At 59.8% G+C, this 20,193-nt stretch carries 13 protein-coding genes; 8 read left to right on the top strand and 5 right to left on the bottom strand.

The genetic code is table 11. The features are described 5' to 3' along the window. Positions 1-7: 7 nt before the first annotated feature. The 4 genes from CO676_RS19875 to CO676_RS19860 all read right to left on the bottom strand — a co-directional run bounded on the left by CO676_RS19875 (position 8) and on the right by CO676_RS19860 (position 4,596). The gene (locus CO676_RS19875; protein WP_097522329.1) at positions 8-1,492 is read right to left on the bottom strand and encodes an aldehyde dehydrogenase; all 1,485 of its coding nucleotides are present in this window, start codon (positions 1,490-1,492) and stop codon (positions 8-10) included. Positions 1,493-1,495: 3 nt separating this feature from the next. Next, on the bottom strand, positions 1,496-3,007 hold the full coding sequence (locus tag CO676_RS19870) for a tripartite tricarboxylate transporter permease (RefSeq protein WP_210202631.1): 1,512 nt from the start codon (positions 3,005-3,007) through the stop codon (positions 1,496-1,498). Beyond that, positions 3,004-3,594 carry a tripartite tricarboxylate transporter TctB family protein gene (locus tag CO676_RS19865; protein WP_097522328.1) on the bottom strand — a complete coding sequence of 197 codons (591 nt, stop codon included), beginning with the start codon at positions 3,592-3,594 and terminating at the stop codon, positions 3,004-3,006. Before CO676_RS19865 ends, CO676_RS19870 begins: the two co-directional genes overlap by 4 nt. Positions 3,595-3,657: 63 nt before the next feature. Beyond that, positions 3,658-4,596, bottom strand: coding sequence for a tripartite tricarboxylate transporter substrate binding protein (locus CO676_RS19860; RefSeq protein ID WP_097522327.1), 939 nt, complete (start codon positions 4,594-4,596; stop codon positions 3,658-3,660). Between the two features lie 160 nt (positions 4,597-4,756). Here CO676_RS19860 and CO676_RS19855 point away from each other — a divergent pair, with 160 nt between their 5' ends. The 8 genes from CO676_RS19855 to CO676_RS19820 all read left to right on the top strand — a co-directional run bounded on the left by CO676_RS19855 (position 4,757) and on the right by CO676_RS19820 (position 12,835). Continuing rightward, positions 4,757-5,557 (top strand): IclR family transcriptional regulator, encoded by an 801-nt coding sequence (locus CO676_RS19855; protein WP_097522326.1) that lies wholly within the window; start codon positions 4,757-4,759, stop codon positions 5,555-5,557. Next, a complete protein-coding gene (locus tag CO676_RS19850; RefSeq protein WP_097522379.1) occupies positions 5,541-6,206 on the top strand; it encodes an HAD-IA family hydrolase in 666 nt (221 codons plus the stop codon). The genes CO676_RS19855 and CO676_RS19850 overlap by 17 nt, the downstream gene beginning before the upstream one ends. A 2-nt stretch (positions 6,207-6,208) precedes the next feature. Next, on the top strand, positions 6,209-7,561 hold the full coding sequence (locus CO676_RS19845; RefSeq protein WP_097522325.1) for an aspartate aminotransferase family protein: 1,353 nt from the start codon (positions 6,209-6,211) through the stop codon (positions 7,559-7,561). A 90-nt stretch (positions 7,562-7,651) separates the two neighbouring features. Then, positions 7,652-8,401 (top strand): electron transfer flavoprotein subunit beta/FixA family protein, encoded by a 750-nt coding sequence (locus CO676_RS19840; protein WP_046120170.1) that lies wholly within the window; start codon positions 7,652-7,654, stop codon positions 8,399-8,401. A gap of 25 nt (positions 8,402-8,426) precedes the next feature. Next, the gene (locus CO676_RS19835; protein WP_046120169.1) at positions 8,427-9,362 is read left to right on the top strand and encodes an electron transfer flavoprotein subunit alpha/FixB family protein; all 936 of its coding nucleotides are present in this window, start codon (positions 8,427-8,429) and stop codon (positions 9,360-9,362) included. Between the two features lie 11 nt (positions 9,363-9,373). Further along, the gene (gene purU / locus CO676_RS19830; protein ID WP_046120168.1) at positions 9,374-10,228 is read left to right on the top strand and encodes a formyltetrahydrofolate deformylase; all 855 of its coding nucleotides are present in this window, start codon (positions 9,374-9,376) and stop codon (positions 10,226-10,228) included. A 9-nt stretch (positions 10,229-10,237) separates the two neighbouring features. Further along, positions 10,238-11,146 carry a bifunctional methylenetetrahydrofolate dehydrogenase/methenyltetrahydrofolate cyclohydrolase FolD gene (gene folD, locus CO676_RS19825; protein ID WP_097522324.1) on the top strand — a complete coding sequence of 303 codons (909 nt, stop codon included), beginning with the start codon at positions 10,238-10,240 and terminating at the stop codon, positions 11,144-11,146. Positions 11,147-11,173: 27 nt separating this feature from the next. Continuing rightward, positions 11,174-12,835 carry an electron transfer flavoprotein-ubiquinone oxidoreductase gene (locus CO676_RS19820; RefSeq protein ID WP_097522323.1) on the top strand — a complete coding sequence of 554 codons (1,662 nt, stop codon included), beginning with the start codon at positions 11,174-11,176 and terminating at the stop codon, positions 12,833-12,835. Between the two features lie 974 nt (positions 12,836-13,809). On the opposite strand, the gene CO676_RS19815 is transcribed toward CO676_RS19820, so the two are convergent. Next, positions 13,810-20,136 carry an NACHT domain-containing protein gene (locus tag CO676_RS19815; RefSeq protein WP_245424366.1) on the bottom strand — a complete coding sequence of 2,109 codons (6,327 nt, stop codon included), beginning with the start codon at positions 20,134-20,136 and terminating at the stop codon, positions 13,810-13,812. Positions 20,137-20,193: the final 57 nt, after the last annotated feature.

The following is a 20,193-nucleotide window of genomic DNA, read 5'->3' as shown; positions in this document are numbered from 1 at the left end:
TGATTCATTAGAGCTGAACCCATGCCGTCTTGAGATCCTGAAACTTGTCCATCGCGTGCCGCGACTTGTCGTGACCATTGCCAGACTGCCCGACCCCTCCCAGTGGGACGGTGATGTCAGACCCGCCGTAGGTGTTGACGTGGACAATGCCTGCCCGGATCGCTCTCACCATTCGGTGCGCGCGGGATAGGTTTGCCGTCCAGACCCCGGAGGCGAGCCCGTATGCGGTGGAGTTTGCGATCCGGACCGCGTCCGCTTCATCTTCGAAAGGCGTTATGGCAAGAACCGGTCCGAAGACCTCCTCTTGAAACAGGGTCATATCAGGCGTGACACCATCGAACACCGTCGGAGCCATGAAGTAGCCCCCGGTGTCCTCCAGGATTCGATTTCCGCCTGTTCTTAGCTCCGCTCCCTGCGCTTGCGCACGGGCGACATGCTCCAGATTCTTGTGGAGCTGGACCTCGCTTGCGACAGCCCCGGCTTCGGTCGTCAGGTCCAGAGGATCCCCGACCTTTATCTGTGCGGCAATGGCGGCAACTCTCTCGGCAAATTCCTTGTGAATAGACCGTTCAACGAGCAATCGTGATCCCGCGACGCACACTTGGCCCGAGTTCCGGAAAATCCCGTAAGCCGCGGTCTTTGCTGCCTGGTCGAGATTGGGCGCGTCGGCGAACACGACGTTGGGCGACTTGCCGCCCAGTTCGAGGTAGACCCGTTTCAGGTTTGAGCGCGCCGAGTATTCGAGTAGTCTCCGGCCAACACCGCCCGATCCGGTGAACGCCAGCACATCGATATCAGGGTGGAGGCCCATCGCCTCGCCAACCACTGAGCCTCGTCCGGTGACGACGTTAAGGACTCCGTCGGGAAGCCCGGCTTCGGAACAAAGCTCCGCCAAGCGGAGCAGAGAGAGCGAAGCGACCTCGGCTGGTTTGACCACCACGGAGTTCCCGGCGGCCAGCGCCGGCGCAATCTTCCACGCACCGATCATCAACGGAAAGTTCCACGGCACGATGACGCCTACGACGCCAACCGGTTCATGATGGACGAGGCCAAGCACCGAATTCGGCGTCGGCGCGATCTCCCCATAGAGCTTGTCGACGAGCTCCGCGTAGTAGCGGAACGTGTTTGCGGCGCTTCCGGGCTCGGCCTTGAGCGCCATGGAAATTTCTGTGCCGTTGTCACGCACGCCGAGCACTGCAAGCTCCAGCGCGTTCCTGTCGATGAGGTCGGCGATCCTGTGCATGATCTTCTTGCGTTCTGCCGGAGCAGCCTTGGACCAGCCCCCCTTTTTGAACGCTGTGCGGGCGCTCGACACCGCGTCGTCGACGTCGGAGGTGTCACCTTCTGCAAGCGTCGTCAGAGTCGTTCCGTCGAGCGGGGATACCACTGCTCGGTAGCCGCCTCTGGCAGCGGAGCGTCGGCTGCCGCCTATGAAGAGACCCTGCTCCGGGACGGGGTTGCCCCGGAGGTCGTCGATTTGTTCCTGCTTCATGATCTAGGCCTTCTGGTTGTGGTCTTCAGCGACGGGCAAGCTGGCGCTCCTCGTGCGGGCAATGGCGAAGAAGGCCACGGCCCCAACGGCGAGTGCCAGCAGCACAGCAGCGATCGGACGCTCGATGAAGATCATTGGATCGCCGTTCGAGAGGCTGAGTGACTGTTTGAGGCGAACCTCCAGCATCGGCCCCAACACTAGACCGATAACCAGCGGAAATGCCGGGATCCCGTTGCGCAGCATGAAGCGACCGATGACCGCGAACACGACGGTGATCAAAGCATCGGTGAGGCGGTAATTCTGTGTGTAGGAGCCGATCATCGCGAGCACCAGAATGGTTGCTCCGATCATGCGCGGGCTGATGGCGGAAAGCTTTACGATGTACTTCGTCGCGAAGAGCAGTATGCCAAGAATGGCCACGTTGAGCACGAACAGCGAGATGTAGAGACCGGAAATAAAGTCCGGGTGCTCGGAAAAGAGCTGCGGTCCTGGGACGATGTTGTGGATCATGAACACGGCGAGCAGCATCGCCATAAGGGGATCAGCCGGTATTCCCAGTGAAAGCAGCGGAACAAGCACTGTCGAGGTGCACGCGCTGATGGAGGTTTCCGACGCGACGAGTCCTTCCGGCGAGCCCTTTCCGAACTCCTCCGGCTTCTTAGAGAAGCGACGCGCCAAAGAATAGGAGAGGAACTGTGCGCCGAACTCGCCGATCCCTGGAAGGAGTCCGAGGAAGACCCCCAGACCGGACGACCGGATTACCGTTCTTGGATACTTGAACACCTCCAGCAGCCCGCGGAATCGATTCCGGCTCTCGTATTCCCCTCCCAGGTCCGGATAGCTCGACGTCTGAAGGAGAACGAACGCCTGCGACATTGCGAACAGTCCTATGACGACAGGAACCATGGGAACACCGCCGAGCAGCCACTGCTGATCGAACGTGTACCTCTGCGTGTTGAACGGGGACTCGAAGCCGACGGATCCGAGGAACATTCCGAAGCCGAGTGACATGAGCGCGGCCACGACGTGGCTCTGGTGAGCAAGCAGAACGGATACCAGGGCGAGAACGGAGATCATCGCATATTCAGGAGCACCGAATCTCTCCGCCACTGCGGCGAGATAGGGAGCGAGAAGCACCAGCGCGAGCACGCTGATCGTCCCGCCCACGAAGGATGACGAATACGCGATCGACAGAGCGCGATGCGCCATCCCCTTTCGTGCCATCGGGTAGCCATCGTAGGTCGTCAGCACGTTCACAGGCGTGCCCGGCACGCGGATGAGGATCGCCGGAATAGCGCCGCCGTACCAAGCTCCTCCGTACGCCCCGAGGAGAATCGTCACGCCCGGCAGCGGATCCATCTGCAGCGTAAACGGTAGAAGGATGGCCATGGCGCCTGCGGGCTCCAGGCCTGGAATGGCACCTACGACAATGCCGCATAGAGCGCCCGCGATCAGCGCCAGCAGAACCTGCCACGTCGCGACATGTTCAAGTCCAAGGAGAAAGCTGTCAATCACAGGACGCCCCCGAGTGAGTTACCGACCCAGGCGGGAAGGATTTTGAAGATCGGCGCAAGCGGGAACCATAGATCGATCCCGAGCCGGAAGATGACGATAATCCCTACCGCGACGGTCAGGGTCCTCAGGACCCACTTGCGCCCACGGAGACCAGAGCGCCACGCGACGAACTCCAGGAACAAAACCGTGGCGATCGCAAAGCCAAGGTAGCTCACACCTGCGAGATAGAGGCAGAAGTAGGCGCTGTATTCGAGGGCCGCCGCCATCCCGCCGAAGGCCCAAAGAGACTCCCGTCGAAATGCATCGGGGTCAGGCGCGGAGCGGTATGCCCTCCAGAATCGCCAACTCAGGATCGCTCCCGACACCAAGGCAAGTGCCAGACTGAGCAGAGGCCAGTTGATGGGGGCGAGGTACCATCCTTTGTCGTTCGGCTGCGGTCGGGTCGCAAAGGGTGCCACCGCGATCAAAATCACCGCCATGGCACAGAATATGATGGCGGCCAGTCCTTCTGCGGAAGATGGCACGACCTCGTCGAAGTCGCTCTCGATGAATTCACTCTCAGTTCCGGGCGGTCCGCTGCGCGTCATCGCTCAACTCCAGAAAAGGTTGCCGTCCGGATGGCGTACCCCACTGAGCACGCCTTTCCGGTGTCACTGGACTTCCTTGAGGATCTTCTCGGCTTCCTTGTAGTCCTTGGCGATTCGTTCCGCGGACTGCGCTGCGTCCATCCAATAGACGCCAGCGCCAGACGGCGCGGCGATTTCCTTCGCCTTGTCGGAAAGCACCGCCTTCTTCGCGATCGCCGCAATCCTGTCCTTGACTTCCTGCGGTGTGCCCTTGGGGACGAACAGGCCGTTCCAAAGGGTGATATCGAGACCGGGTACCTCCCATGAAAGAAGAGGGGCATCAGGCGCGACGGACAACGGCTGGTCGGTGTAAGCGGCAAGTACGTTGATCTCGTCCCTGCAGGCCAGCACAAGCGCCATGGTCGTGTTCATCACGTCGGCATCGCCGTTCTTCAATGTCGAGCAGTCGACCATCTCATAGGCCGCGTCGGCGCTGAACTTGAAGCCTAGCCTCTTCGCGGCAGCGAAGGTCGCCATCGAAGGCACAAGATCATAACCGAAATGCGCGAGCTTGACCGGGTTGTTCTTCGCGTAGTCCGCCAGTTCAGTGAGGGTCTTGTATGGCGCTGACTTCAAGGAGACGAGCGCAAAAGGATAGGTCAGGAAGATGCCTATTGGCTCGAAGGTATCGCCCTTGTAGGTGGCGTTCCCGCGGATGATGTGCATCGTCGGTACGTCAATCACGAAGGAACCGATCGTGTACCCGTCCGGATCCGATTGAGCGACTGCGGTAGCTCCTTCGACGGCCCCGCCGCCGGGACGGTTTACGACCTTCGCCGGCACGCCCGTCTCCTTGGTCATTTCCTCTGCAATGACACGCGTAAGCTGGTCCTCGATGTCGCCGGGCGGCCAGGGAACGATGAACGTGACAGGTCTCTCAGGGTACTCCGCGTGAGCAGCCGGCGCGATGGCTGCCCCTGCGAGGAACGCAGTCATCAGCGTCAACATAAACGATTTTCGCATTTGCAAACTCCCAGTTTGGCTTGACTGCTCGTGCCATCGGTTCGTTATTATCACCAGCAGTTCAAAACAGCTTGCAATATGTTCCGAGTTCTGTCAAGTAATCCGTACAGAAGGAGCGAAACCCTTGTCTTCAACGCCATTTGAGAAAACCACGGCCTCTATGAGAACTGTCGACAAGACGTTCAACTTGCTGGGCTTTTTCACGACGGCTACGCCAGAGTTCGGGCTGAGCCAACTCGCTCGCGAGGCGGATCTCGACAAGGCGACCACCCTCAGGATTCTGGTCTCTCTCATGAAGCATGGGTTCATCGAGCAAGACGACGTCAGCAAGAAATACAGGCTGGGAGCGAGCGTCCTCAGGTTCGCGAGGATCAGGGAGGCGACGTTCCCGATCGTGTCAGTCCTGCAGCCATTCGTTGACCGACTTGCATCGCAAACTTCGGAAACGGCGCATGCCAGCCTGGCGGCCGAAGAAGCATTGATTACAATCGCGACCGCTGAACCACAGAGGCCTACCCGGGTGTTCGTGGATCCCTCCGAATTGCTCCCGTTCCACGCGACGGCCTCGGGCCTCGCTTATCTGGCGTTCGCCCGCCCCGAGGTCCTAGAAGCGTCCCTCTCCGCGAGCGAGTTTCCAGCGCACACGGAGCTTACGTTGCGCAATGCGGCCGAACTGCGCGAGCGCATCGCGCAAATCAAGGTCCGCGGCTACGCGATAGCAGAGCGGAGCTTCGAGATGGACGTCGTCGGCATCGCTGCTCCAATCTTCAGTGGCGGGGGGCATTCGCTCGGCACTGTAGCTGTGGCCTCGGTCGCGTCGCGAATGTCGGAGGAGACGGAGCGAGCGATAGCGGGAGAAGTAGTCCGCGCGGCGATCAAAGCGACGCGCTCGCTGGGGTCGGAACCACACCCCACGGTCTTGAGAGCAAGAAAGGAACTTGAAGGTGTCGGCACGGTGTAGTGCGCTCGTCCTCGATTTCGGGGGCGTCATCTCAAAAACTGTATTCGAAACCCATCGGCAGAGCGAGGCGGCTCTTGGTCTTCCGGCGGGCACGCTCGGTTGGATGGGGCCGTTCGATCCGGCCACGGATCCCCTATGGCTTGAGATGCAGGACGACCAGATTTCCGAGCGCGACTACTGGTTCATTCGAGCGGCCGAGACCGGACGCCTGGTAGGCGAAGAATGGAAGGACCTTCCGACATTCTTGCAGCGCATCAGGGGCGACGACCCGTCGGCGATGATCCGTCCGGAAGCCTTGGCGGCGATCCGGGCCGCCAAGAAAGCGGGGCGCAAGCTGGCAATCCTTTCGAATGAGCTCGATCTTTTCTACGGCACTGGATTTCGTGACAAGCTGCCGTTCCTATCAGACTTCGACGTCATCGTAGACGCTACCTACACCAAGGTCCTTAAGCCCGACCCCCAATCCTATGGCTTCGTGACGAGCGCGCTTGGCCTTGACGCCGAACGGTGCGTCTTCGTCGACGACCAACTCCGAAACATCACTGGAGCACGAAGTGTCGGCATGCACGCTGTCCACTTCGACGTGACCCGCCCTTCCGAAAGCTACGCCCTCGTCTGCGGAATGCTGGGCATCTTAACCGGAGAATGACAATGCGTGAAACCAATTTCATTGTTGAGAACAATGCTCGCCACGTATGGCATCCGATGGCCCATCCAGCCGAGATGCGCGCGCGTCCTCCGAAGATCGTCCAGTCGGCCTCTGGCGTGGAGATAACCGACGTGTATGGCCACACGGTCCTCGACGCGGTCGGCGGGCTCTGGAATGTGAATCTCGGGTACTCCTGCGACCCGGTGAAAAAGGCTATCGCGGATCAATTGAACGACCTACCCTACTCTTCCGCGTTCCGCGGCACCACGAACTCTCCGTTGATCGAACTGTCCTATGAACTGAGCGAGTGGTTCAAGGAGGACGGCCTCACCCGCGCCTTCTTCACGTCCGGAGGCTCCGACTCGGTCGAAACCTGCCTGCGGCTCGCGCGGCAATACCACAAAGTGAACGGACAGCCCGAACGCACTAAATTCGTCGCCCTGAAGAAGGGTTATCATGGCACCCATTTCGGCGGCGCGTCAGTCAACGGGAACTCGAGTTTCCGCCGCAATTATGAACCGCTGCTGCCAGGAGTGTTTCACCTGGCTGCGCCATACACCTACCGCAACCCCTTCAACACGGACGACCCGGCGGAGATCGCTGCGGCCATCGCACGACAGTTCGAAGACGAGATCGCCTTCCAGGGTGCAGACACGATCGCCGCGCTGATCATGGAGCCGGTGCTGGGTGCTGGCGGCGTGATCGTGCCTCACGAGTCATTCATGCCGCTGATGCGCGAGATCTGTGATCGCCACGGCATTCTGCTTATCGCGGATGAGGTCATCACCGCCTTCGGCCGCACTGGGGCGTGGACGGGCTCGCGCCTCTGGAACGTTAGACCCGACCTGATGTGTACCGCGAAGGCCATCACGAATGGCTATTTCCCGTTCGGCGCTGTCATGATTTCGCAAGCAGTAGCGGATGCCTTTGAGTCCAACAAAGACGGGTTCGGTGCAATCGGCCATGGCTACACCTACTCCGGACATCCCGTCGGAGCTGCGGCAGCGCTCGCGACGCTCAGAGAGACGAAGCGAGTGAACACCGCGGCGAATGCTGCGGCGCGCGGAGAGGAACTCCTGGCAGGACTTCGGGCGCTGAAGGAAAGATACGAACTCGTGGGTGATGTGCGTGGCAAGGGGCTCATGTGCGCAATCGAGCTTGTCTCAGACAGAGAGAAGAAGACTGCAGCCGCCAAGGACACGGTGGCGGCCGTCTATGAAGGAGCCTATGAGGCCGGCGTGATGATCAGAACCTCGGGATCGAATCTCATCCTGTCTCCGCCGCTCGTCGTCACCGCAGCCGATGTGGAGAGAATCCTCGGGGCGCTAGGCGTGGGGCTGCAAAAGGCAAGCTGAGCCCAGGCCAACAGTGAATTGAAACGCGGGAAGGCGGCACACCTCGTGCCGCGAACACCCATACTTTGCGAAAAATTGGGGAACTGCCAGATGAAAATCCTAGTCACGGTGAAGCGGGTAGTCGATTTCAACGTCAAGATCCGGGTGAAGGCGAACGGCACAGGCGTCGAGCTTGCCAACGTCAAGATGTCGATGAACCCGTTCGACGAGATCTCCGTCGAGGAGGCGCTGCGGCTCAAGGAGGCCGGCAAGGCCTCGGAAGTGGTCGTCGTCTCGATCGGCCCGGCCAAGGCCGAGGAGACGCTGAGAACCGCGCTGGCCATGGGCGCCGACCGGGCGATCCTCGTCGAGACCGACGACCAGGTCGAGCCGCTCGCCGTCGCCAAGATCGTCAAGGCCGTGGCAGAAGCGGAAGCCCCGGGGCTGATCATCGTCGGCAAGCAGGCGATCGACGACGATTCGAACCAGACCGGCCAGATGCTGTCGGCGCTGCTCGGCTGGGCCCAGGGCACCTTCGCCTCGAAGGTCGAGATCGGCGACGGCAAGGCGACCGTCACCCGCGAGGTCGACGGCGGCCTGCAGACGGTGGAACTGAAGCTGCCGGCGGTGGTCACCACCGACCTGCGCCTGAACGAGCCGCGCTATGCGTCGCTGCCGAACATCATGAAGGCGAAGAAGAAGCCGCTCGACAAGATGAGCCCCGCCGACTTCGGCGTCGACACAAGCCCGCGGCTGAAAGTCCTGAAGACCGAGGAGCCGTCCGGCCGCAAGGCCGGCATCAAGGTCAAGTCGGTCGCCGAGCTCGTCGAGAAGCTCAAGTCCGAAGCCGGCGTTCTCTAAGTTTCAGGAAAGGGAGATTTTCATCATGGCCATTCTGCTTCTGGCTGACCACGACAACAACCACCTTTCCGACCAGACCGCCAAGGCGCTGACCGCCGCAACGAAGATCGGCGGCGACGTCCACATCCTGGTTGCCGGCTCAGGCGTCAACGGCGTCGCCGAGCAAGCCGCCAGGCTTGCCGGCGTCGCCAAGGTGCTGGTTGCCGACGACGCCTCGCTCGCCAACAACCTCGCCGAGCCGCTCGCCGCCCTGATCGTCGGGCTGGCCGGCAGCTACGACACGCTGATTGCCGCCGCCACCTCGGTCGGCAAGAACGTCATGCCGCGGGTTGCGGCGCTCATCGACGTCGCGCAGGTCTCGGAGATCATCGAGGTCGTTTCTGCCGACACCTTCAAGCGGCCGATCTATGCCGGCAACGCCGTCCAGACGGTGCAGACGACCGACGTGAAGAAAGTCATCACCGTCCGCACCTCGTCCTTCCCCCCCGCCTCAGCGGGTGACTCGGCTGCCGTCGAACAGGTCCCGACGGCAGCCGCTTTTTCCAATTTGTCGCGGTTCGTTTCCGACGCGCTGTCCTCTTCAGACCGCCCGGAGCTGACCTCGGCGAAAATCATCATCTCCGGCGGCCGGGCGCTCGGTTCGGCAGAGAAGTTCAAGGAAGTGATCCTTCCCGTCGCCGACAAGCTCGGCGCCGCCGTCGGTGCAAGCCGAGCCGCCGTCGATGCCGGCTATGCACCGAACGACTGGCAGGTCGGCCAGACCGGCAAGGTGGTGGCACCCGATCTCTACATCGCCTGCGGCATCTCCGGTGCCATCCAGCACCTCGCCGGCATGAAGGATTCCAAGGTGATCGTCGCCATTAACAAGGACGAGGAGGCACCAATCTTCCAGGTCGCCGACTATGGCCTTGTCGCCGATCTTTTTGAGGTTCTGCCCGATCTCCAGAAAGCTCTCTCCTGAACGGAACGCCCATGTCATCGAACACATACATACTCACCCTCTCCTGCGACGATCGCCCGGGCATCGTGGCTGCCGTGACCACCGAACTCGCGTCGGTTGGCGCTAATATCGCGGAAAGCAACCAGTATTGGGACCGCAGCTCGAACCGGTTCTTCATGCGTATCGCCTTCACGGCCCCGCCGGAACGCGAGAAGGACGAGCTTGAAAAAGTGCTGACGCCGGTCATCGACCGCTTTGAGATGAAGGCAAGCTTGGTCGATGGCAGCCGCAAGCCGAAGATCATCATCATGGTGTCGAAGTTCGACCATGCGATGCTTCACCTGCTCTACCAGATCAGGGTCGGCTGGCTGAACGCCGAGGTAGCGGCGATCGTCTCGAACCACGACGACAGCGCCAGGACGGCCGAGCAGGAAGGCATTCCCTTCTATCATTGGCCCGTAACCAGAGAGAACAAGCAAGAGCGTGAAGCGCAGTTGCTTCAGCTCGTCCGCGACAGCGGTGCCGATCTCGTCATCCTGGCGCGCTACATGCAAGTGCTTTCCGACAACTTGTCGACTCGCCTCTATGGAAAGGTCATCAACATTCATCATTCTTTCCTGCCCTCCTTCAAGGGCGCGAAGCCCTACCACCAGGCGTTCGAGCGCGGCGTGAAGCTAATCGGCGCCACCTCGCATTACGTCACGCCCGACTTGGACGAAGGACCGATCATCGAGCAGGAGACCGAGCGCGTCACCCATGCCATGACGGCAGAGGACTTCGTCGCCGCCGGCCGTGACATCGAAAGCCGCGTCCTTGCGCGTGCCGTCAAGATGCACACTGAGTGCCGCGTCATGCTCAATGGCCACCGCACAGTCGTCTTCGCTTGAGGTCGGTACATGCGCAGAATCGGTTGTAGGGTCATCTCGGGAAAGGAGATCGCGGAAAGCGTGCTCGACAGGGTCAAAGCCCATACGTGCTCGTTGGCGGTCGATGGTATAAGGCCTGGGCTTGCGGTCGTGATCGTCGGCAGCGACCCCGCGAGCCAGGTCTATGTGGCGTCGAAAGCGAAGAAGGCCGACGAGTGTGGCTTTCTTTCGATCAAGCACGAACTCTCCGAAGACGTTTCCGAGGCGAAGTTGCTGGAGGTGATCGAATCCTTGAACTTCGACCTCTCAGTACACGGGATTCTCGTCCAACTTCCCCTTCCTGGCCACATCAACACTGGGAAGGTTATCCAATCCATCTCGCCGGAGAAGGACGTGGACGGCTTTCACTTCATGAATGTTGGCAGGCTCGGCACTGGTGTGCTCGACTCCGGGTTCGTTCCATGCACTCCCGCCGGCGCCATGATCCTGATTCAAAGGATTCATGGACAAGACCTTTCCGGACTGCAGGCAGTCGTTCTCGGTCGCTCGAACATAGTTGGCAAGCCTATGGCGAACCTGTTGCTGACCGCCAATTCCACGGTCACGGTTGCGCACAGCAAGACGCCAAACGTCGAGGCGCTTTGTCGCCAAGCGGACATCCTTGTCGCCGCCGTCGGGCATCCTGAAATGGTCAGAGCGGATTGGATCAAGCCGGGGGCGACGGTGATCGACGTCGGGATAAATCGGATCGGAGTGCGAGAGGCGATTTCCGGCACGACTCGGCTCGTGGGCGATGTGGATTTCGACGGGGCCGTGGAAAGGGCCGGTGCGATCACTCCGGTCCCCGGTGGCGTTGGCCCCATGACGATCGCGATGCTGATGGCGAACACGCTGAGCGCTGCCTGCCGTGCGCATGGCCGATCGGTCCCCAGTTACTGAGACACGAACCCAACCCGGCCGAAAGCTATGACAGAACATACATTGCCCGAACGCGAGACCATGGAATTCGACGTGCTGATCGTCGGCGCGGGGCCTGCCGGGCTTGCGGCGGCGATCCGGCTGAAGCAGGTCGATCCGGAGCTCTCGGTGGTGGTGCTCGAGAAGGGCGCCGAAGTCGGCGCGCATATCCTCTCCGGTGCCGTCGTCGACCCGATCGGCATCGACCGGCTCTTGCCCGGCTGGCGTGACGAGCCGGATCATCCCTTCAAGACGGAAGTCACCGACGACCATTTCCTCTTTCTCGGTCCGGCCGGCTCGATCCGTCTGCCGAACTTCCTGATGCCGCCATTGATGAACAATCACGGCAACTATGTCGTCTCGCTCGGCAATGTCTGTCGCTGGCTCGCCACCCACGCGGAGGCGCTCGGCGTCGAGATCTATCCGGGCTTTGCCGCCACCGAGGTGCTCTACAACGACGAGGGCGCCGTGATCGGCGTTGCCACCGGCGACATGGGCATCGAGCGCAGCGGCGAGCCGGGGCCGAACTACGCCCGCGGCATGGCGCTCCTCGGCAAGTACACGCTGATCGGCGAGGGTGTGCGCGGCTCGCTCGCCAAGCAATTGATCGCCAAATTCAAGCTCGGTGAAGGCCGCGACGTGCCGAAATTCGGCATCGGCCTGAAGGAGCTCTGGGAGGTGAAGCCGGAGAACCATAAACCCGGCCTGGTGCAGCACTCCTTCGGCTGGCCGTTCGACATGAAGACCGGCGGCGGATCGTTCCTTTATCACCTCGAGGATAATCTCGTCGCCGTCGGCTTCGTCATCCACCTGAACTACAAGAACCCCTATCTCCACCCCTTCGAGGAGTTCCAGCGCTTCAAGACGCACCCGGCGATCCGCGGCACCTTCGAAGGCGGAAAGCGGCTCTCCTACGGCGCGCGAGCGATCACCGAGGGCGGCTACCAATCGGTGCCGAAACTGTCCTTCCCCGGCGGCGCGCTGATCGGCTGCTCGGCCGGCTTCGTCAACGTGCCGCGCATCAAGGGCAGCCACAATGCGGTGCTGTCGGGCATTCTCGCCGCCGAGAAACTGGCGGCGGCGATTGCTGCCGGCCGCGCCAATGATGAGCCGATCGAGATCGAGCGCGGCTGGCGCGACAGCGCCATCGGCCAGGACCTGAAGAAGGTCCGGAACGTCAAGCCGCTCTGGTCGCGCTTCGGCACGGCAATCGGCGTCGCGCTCGGCGGCCTCGACATGTGGACGAATACGCTGTTCGGCTTGTCCTTCTTCGGCACGCTGAAGCACGGCAAGACCGATGCGGCGAGCCTCGAACCGGCGGCCAAGCACCAGAAAATCGACTATCCGAAGCCGGATGGCGTCTTGACCTTCGACCGGCTCTCGTCGGTGTTCCTGTCGAACACCAACCACGAGGAAGACCAGCCGATCCACCTGCAGGTCAAGGACTGGGAGCTGCAGAAGCGCTCCGAGTATGATGTCTATGCCGGCCCGTCGAGCCGCTACTGTCCGGCCGGCGTCTACGAATGGGTCGAGAAGGACGGCCAGCCGACCTTCGTCATCAACGCCCAGAACTGCGTCCATTGCAAGACCTGTGACATCAAGGACCCGAACCAGAACATCAACTGGGGGCCGCCGCAAGGGGGCGAAGGCCCGGTCTATCCGAACATGTGATTTCACAACGATCAATAACACGGACTCAACCACGGGTGTACGTGCCGCTGTGGCCGTTCACGCCGCGGGAGCAACCGGCGGAAACGCGTCGCCTTCATCTTGCGGAGCGTTGGAGCCGGTGGCGGCGAACTTGTCATGAATTCCCTTCGTGAAGCTGCGAGGACGTTGTGCAGCGCTGCAGGCGCGATTCGTTTAATGTCGCCGCCGCTGCAAAGCTAGTCGTGCAAGGAGGACTGGTCCTTCCAAATGTGGAAGTCTGCTTTACCGAGACAGCGGCAGCAGGTTTTTGCGGTTTGAACTTCTGCTCACCACCCTGGGCTGCCATTCGGAAGGCACTCGGCATGTCTGGTGACGGCGCTTTCGACGACAGCTTTTGCGGAAGACAGCAATTAAGCGCAGTCAACTCTGAGGCATCCTGTCGGCGCAAACAAGTGCTGCTAGTTTGCTGACAAGACCATGAAAAGGGAGCTTTCAAGATGGATTGTTTGTAGCTACGAGTTCTTACGTTCAAATCGCTAACATGCCCTGATCCGTCGCTGGCTACCGATAACATTCCTTATCGGAAGCCAGCCGAGATCGATGTCCGGTCTGCCAATAATCGGTCATTATTGTCGAACTTGCGTACCATGTCCGCGTGGCGCGGCAGGCGCGTTTTCGGAGATGGTGGCGCGCTTTCAGCGCCTACCCTTGGCGTCAAGGACTTGGTCATCGACTCGGGCCCGGATGAGTGACTGATTTGCGGCCGGTAGCGGGCTGGCAGGTCCTACCGCGGCCACCGCAAAAGCAGACATCTTTGGTCCGCGATGTCCGCAACTGGCCGAAGCGAACATAGCAGAGGTTGGGCCCGCGCTCAAACCGGTACTGCAACTCCGCCCTGCAACCTTGAGAAATGCCTTTCACAAGTGATCAATGCTAATGTCCTGCGGCTGCTCGGATACAGGCGCGTTCGTCAAATGTCCCTCGCGACAAGGCCTTTAATACTCTTGGTTGGAAGCTTTCTTTGCCTCCCAAATCCTGCATGAGCCGTCCAGGTCCCTTAGCACCACGAGCACCGATTTCACGCCGGTCGCATCATTGTAGTCTCTGGCAGATCGATACTTCCAAAGCGTGATGGAGGATACGAGCCGCAGCTTCGACCTGCTAAGGGTCGGGTTTAGCCAAACGGGAGATGCCCACAGAATTTCGCCGTCATCATGATGACGGGAACGCCGCTGATCTGGGTCCGGCTTCCATCTGCCCCAAACCTGACTCCGCAACGCCAGCGTGTCGTCGGCTGCAAACCAATCGGTCGAGTCCGTTTTCTGGTAGAGACCAAGGTCTGTGGTGAGGTCAATCCCGAGGCGCGGGCGGATCGCCGGACCTTCCGCGGCCAATTCATCGCCTTCGTCAACACCAAGACCACTTCGCTCAGGCACCCAGATGAACGGAGCGAATGGACTCTCCCGCCGATAGTGGCGATCATAGTAGCCTCCATCCCAAAACTCAGGAAGCCAAAAGTCGCCAGCCGGCCGCTTGGCAAAATCCCTGCAGCGGCCAATCGCACCCTTTTGGTGTGTGAGCGCCGATGTGATTCTTACCGTCACGCCGTCGGGCGAGGTCCACCTACCATAGATCGGTAAAAGTGCGCCCTCTGCAGGAGCAAGAACACCCAATTTGCGAAGGACCGTGTCTTGGTCCTGCAGTGTGTCTTGTCGGTCTTTCCTTTTGCCGAGCAAATTATCCCTAGCTTGGTATGGGAGTCGATCTTTCCTGTCCGACAACCAAGAGCCGTCGTCGAAGGTTACGTCGTGGCGATTGCGCCACTCTATCCAGGATGATTCCTCATCAACCTCGTAGGTTCTGATGACCAATGGGAGCCTCTTAGAAAGAGTGGTACCGGCGCTCAGCAATGCGTGCTTCTGAATATGCTCCCGATAAAACTCATGGCGATCACTTAAATCCCACTGATAACGTGACCGACCCGGGAAGGAATCCATAGAAGTCGCTTCTGGCCAAAGGCGAGCGATCTCATGACCCATCACCTCTACGACGCTCGACTGGGGAATGTTGAACCGGCGTGCCAGATCCGAGATTTCGGTCTTGGTGAAGTCGTAGTCGAAAGCAAACGTCGTCTCAGGGTCGGTGTCAGAGGCGTAGGATCCGCTCACGACAAAACCCTTCGGGGGCTGGTCGATTGCGGCCTGCAATGCTGCCAATTCGACATCTTGCAAGCCACCGTCGCTATTTCGGAGTGCCCGCACGAGATGCGTCTTGTTAAGGACGTGAATGTCCTCTCTTTTCGCTAGCTCGAGAAGTTTGGGCCGGAGACTTACTAGCGACCCAGGGTCACGCCATGTCGCCCGCGCCAATCCCATCAACAGCCACTGCTGGGAGTTTTGAAACGAAAGAGGGTGGTCGGTCGATGCAAGTGCTGGGATGCTTCTGAGATTAAACCGAGCAAGCAGCTGATCTATGTCGGTCATCAGCCCGAGGCGCACCAAAGCGCTGATGCCTCTCGCGGCCGTCCAACGCACGTACGCATCGCTATCGCCAAGAAGGTGCCAAAGCACGTCGGCGAGCAAGTCTGTTTCACTTGAGCTTTGCATTTGCTCCGGGCGCAAGGGCCCTTCGCCGATCTCATCAGCGATACGAGACGCCGGCCCTGCCAAGATCAACTCTAGGGCGTCAAGGCTCGCTGCCCCCGATGCTACATCACAAAGGACAGTCGCAAGCTGAAGCCACTGATCACCGTCGAGTTCAACTTCATCCGCCGCTACCTTGCGAATGAGAAGCTCCAACACTAACCGGCTATCACCGCAGAAGTCAGAAAGCTCGCGAATTCCACGCGAGACACTGGAGAACTGTCCCTCGAACAGCTCGATGCCCTTCGTCTCGAAAAGGCGTTTGGCTAGCAATCCGGTTTGGGAGACCAGGTGTGCGGACGAGCCCTTCCACGCTGCGATACACTCCGAAACAATATCGAGCGACTGGGCGTATCCAATCTCTGTGGAATCGATAATCGCGAGCAGAAAGGATAGTCGCTCCACATAGGGACAGGCCATGCGAAGGGCCAGGATGAAGCGCCGACGAATGTTGTATGGGAGCCCCTGTGCGAGTTCAATTTCTTTGAGTGCGCGATCGATCGACGGGGCGCTAGAAACGTCACAGTCAGCAACCCATTCAGTAATGCGATTCTCGACTTCGGCTTCGGTTGGTTTGGGAGCGGCTTTTACCAGGAAGTCAGGCGATGAGTTGTTCCGGTCGTTGAACTCATCCTGCTTCCTCTGTGATTCGGCCCTTAGCTCTTCGAGCTCTGCCTTCTCGCCGAGTGTGATGAGATTTGGGAACTTCGATGCTGTCGCAAGGTAGCCCTCCCAGAGTCTCGGCCACCCGCCGAACGGATGCTCAATTTTGAGCTTCTCCAGGATCGTGGAGAAGATGCGCTCCTGATCCGCAGCGGTCGACATTTGGAGCAGCTGTGAGACTGCCTCGCCGGACCGCCAGTCCCACCAGCCATGGTCTTCACAGATTGTCAGTATAAATGCCGCACGGCGTGGGTCGAGATGCCGGTTCTCAGCAAGGAAGCAGGCAAGCTGTGGCAAACCGTAGGAGAGCTGGGCGACATCCTGATCGTGCCATCGAACGAGCTTCATGACAGCCGGAAAGCCGATGGACTTGGCGGCAGCTCGCGCAAACAAGGTCCACCCGAACTTGCTCGAATCGCTTGACACAATCGTCTGGCAAAGGTTCATCAATCGTTGGCCGAGTTGAGGCGCGAGGAAACCGCCGCTTTGGACCGCCGCAAAATGGAGCAGTGAATAGATCTGGTCGTAGCTCTCTCCGCCCATCTGATCCAATTGCGCCAAGCCTTGTCGGTAGTACTCCCTGGCCTCATCGACGCTCATCGGTATGAGCGCGGCAGCTAGATCGGCATAGTATTCTCCGCGCTGGCCGATGTTGTCGTCCTGGCGGATTTGCTCAGCGATCGTTTGCGCGAACCGGCCCGCGGCCTCATGGAGCTCGCTGTTTCGGGCAAGCTCTGTCAGCACATCGATTTTCTGGGAGACAGAAAAGCGGCCGCTGGAAAGCGTCGTTGCGATTTCCTCGGCCTGCGCGGTAGCAATCTTTTGAGCGTGTGTGAGCAAGATGTTGAGGCAACCAAGACCGGCTGTGCGTGCGAGCAAATCCGCAGATCGCTCGGCCTGCCAGTGCACATTGTTACGCAACGACTTGCTCCAAACCGACATGAAGGCAGCGACTGTAGCTTCAGTAATCCCCTTTCGGGAAAGTACTGCTTCCTCTATCGGCCGAAGCAGCGACAGCGCGAGCTCGATACCTTCACTGATCTCGTCCGCTTCCCTGTCGCTGAACTTCGCCTGAAGACCCTTTTTCTCTCCTTTTTTCAGCTTGGAGGGAGGCTTAGGTTCAGTGAGGCTCTTGAGAAATTTTCTCGCTTCGGCTTTGGATGAGACCGCCTTTGACTGCTTGTCGATCTTCACGTCACGCGGCAGCAGATGGTGGAACTGCAGCTGTTTACCTGACGACCATGTGCGAATAGCCGCGTGGCGAATTGGTCCCCATGCGCGAGAGTAGCCATGCCGCGCACTGTAGTCGTAGGCGGAGGGGCGATCGACGACGACACTGCCTATGATAGTGGCGGCAGTTGCCCGAGAGCTGGAAACGAGCGCGGTCAGTGCGGCCCTCACGATCTCGCCGGTGCCACTCTTGGGCGGCTGGAGTGAGAAGCTCTCACTGTCATCGTCCTCTATAGGAGATGGCGTTCCAATCCCAGCGGCAAGCAGGTTGGTCTGCTTTCGGTTGAGCAACTGCGGAAGGGAAAGCAGTCGAAGCTTGAGCATCTTCGACTGACACTTGTCGCCAGCCGCAAACGTCACAAGGCCCGCCAGGATCTTTAAGTCGAAACGCTCGAGCAGTCGTAGCAATTCCGTGCACACGGAGAAGGAGAAACGATCGTTCCATCGGCAGAGGTTGCGATCGATGTTTTCGAAGGCGCCGCCAATAACGTTGTGCAGCAGGATCGCTGCATAGTCGGTCGTGTCAGGACCAGACGGGTTCGGCTCCGTTCGGTCGCGCGGCTGTTTGACGTGCCAGTTGATCCACCGGACTGTGTTCTCATACTGGATTTCTGCTTCGTCTTCGTCGCCGGCGAAGTGATGGGCAATCGTTAGGCGCGCGCTCTTCGCACCTCTCCAGCCTGCACGATCAGCGACAAGGCGGCGATAGGACTCGGCATCGCCCAAGAGAATGGCCAATTCCGGCGACCGCCTGATGAACTCATCGCCGCGTAGATTGGCTGTCGTGACCTGGGCCAGCCGCATGCTGAGACCCATAAGGCGATCAAAGTCACTCTCGTCTGTTGCCAAGCGAAACGCTGAGCGGAGCCGGGCTAGAGTGAGGCGACGCTTTCCGAAGTCCGATTGAACCGACGTCGGAAAACTCGTGGAATTGGCAAGGGCAAAGGCACGGTCGCTGTCTTTGATGACAACAAGAAAGTGTGGGAGAGCCTCGGCCGCATATGCCGAGGTCGACTGAACGGCGAGAAGTCGGTCAGCAATGGCTCGCTGCGCCGCTGATTGCTGCGAGTATGTCTCTCTGACGTAAGCCTCTGTGGGTTCATCACGGAAGATGGCCCCATGCGAGGTCATCTCCAGCATAGGCGCAAGATCGGATGCGGCAGTCCTCACGTGCGAGATCGACCAACCAAGCGCCAAGGCAAGTTCGTCGAGCGGGATTGGGGGAGGCAGAAGGGAAATCGCTACAAAGAATTCAACGACCTCTGCATCGGGCCATCCGGCAGTGTGGAGCTCGCCAGTGATCTTGGCGCAGCGCTGTGCGATGATTTCCGGAACGGTGATGGTCGCTGCCGCATTGCCTGGTACAACGTTGGTGTCCCAGGTCTGGACAAGATAGTCGAGTACGCGGGGATTTCGCCCTGAACGGGCCAAAGCCGTCGTTATCTCTATGGCGGGGGCGTCAGGCTTTCGAGCCGCTAAGAACGCTCGAGCCTCTGGCTCGGTAAATGGACCGAGCTCGATCTCCGTCACTCTCGTGCGGCCTATGACACCCGCCTTTCGGTAAGGACGCGCCGTGAGAAGAAGGCTGACGCCTTCGATGGGTTCTTCGTCGACGGCTTCAAGTAGCAATTTTGCAAAAGACTTTTCCCCCCGGGTATCGGCTTCCAGCTGCGCATTGTCCGCGGCGTCGACGAGGAGAAGGAGACCATGCTTCTTGGATTGCGTCCGTACCGCCTTCGCCGCCTGTGCTAGTCGCCGTCGTGCAGCGCGTACAATTTTCCGGCTGTCGTCTCCGCTCGGCAGAATCGGATCACACAGGGTCTTCGCGGCAAGCTCGTTGACGATCTGGAGGAGACCGATCCGCGGCAGGTGGCGTGAGTGATTGTCAGATCGATATGAGCCGCCGCCAAAGCAGTCGAAGACGACCACTTCGAATTCATTCATCATCATTGCGGCCAGGCTCTGAACGAAGACCGTCTTTCCTACGCCGCCGTCTGCATGCACGAAGACGGGAAGGCGGCCTTTCACAAGATCGGCCGCCATAGCGAGCTCTTCTCGCTGGATTACCTCGCCGACAGGGGCAAAGTGTTCCTCGGCCGGAAACAGATCTTCGACCTCGCAATCGAGCGCATGCAAAACATCTTCGCGGCGGATGAGATTGTTGCCTTGGCCGGAAGGCCCAGCCTTCTTCACGACGAGGTTTTGCAACTCGAAAAGCCGGGCCCTAGCTTCTATGTCTTCGCCCGCTGACCAGTCCGTTAGCGTTCGCTTCAGGGCGCTATCCTGACCAGCGAGACCTTCCTCGCCCGCCTTGAACACAGTCCGACTGAAAAGTCTTGCAGGATCAGAAAGCTTGCGATCTTTACACCAGCGCCGGAGATTTTTGGCCTGCGTAGCCGCGCCCCGGTCTGAGGGGGTGCAGCCATCTATTACTGCAGCGATCGCCTCCCACAGAGAGTCATTGAAGGCGGCATTGGTGACGAAGATAAAGGACACCTTGGCATCCACTTGTGCCGCAGAGAATTTTTCTTCATAGCCGATGATTGTATCAGCGAACTTCTCGATGGTTTTCTTCAAGTAAGCAGCCGTAACGGCTCCTTCATCGACCTTGTACTTGAACTGCACGGTCTCAAGCTTCGTGCAGGTTTTGAAGTTATCGCCGGTACCATAATAAAATATCAGGTCCGCGACTTCTTCTGCGCGTTGCCCGGGGTTACCGGTCTCCGTATGCGAGATTCCCTCCACCGCCATTGCGTTGAGACCGTCGCTCGGAAAGAGAAGCTGCAACGCGCGGCGGGCCGCCCACCTCTCGTGAAAAGTATGACCAGCACGAGACGCTCGGAC

It is taken from the genome of Sinorhizobium sp. BJ1, from assembly GCF_002531555.1.
GTDB lineage: Bacteria > Pseudomonadota > Alphaproteobacteria > Rhizobiales > Rhizobiaceae > Sinorhizobium > Sinorhizobium fredii_B.
This window is presented reverse-complemented; position numbering and strand designations above follow the sequence as displayed.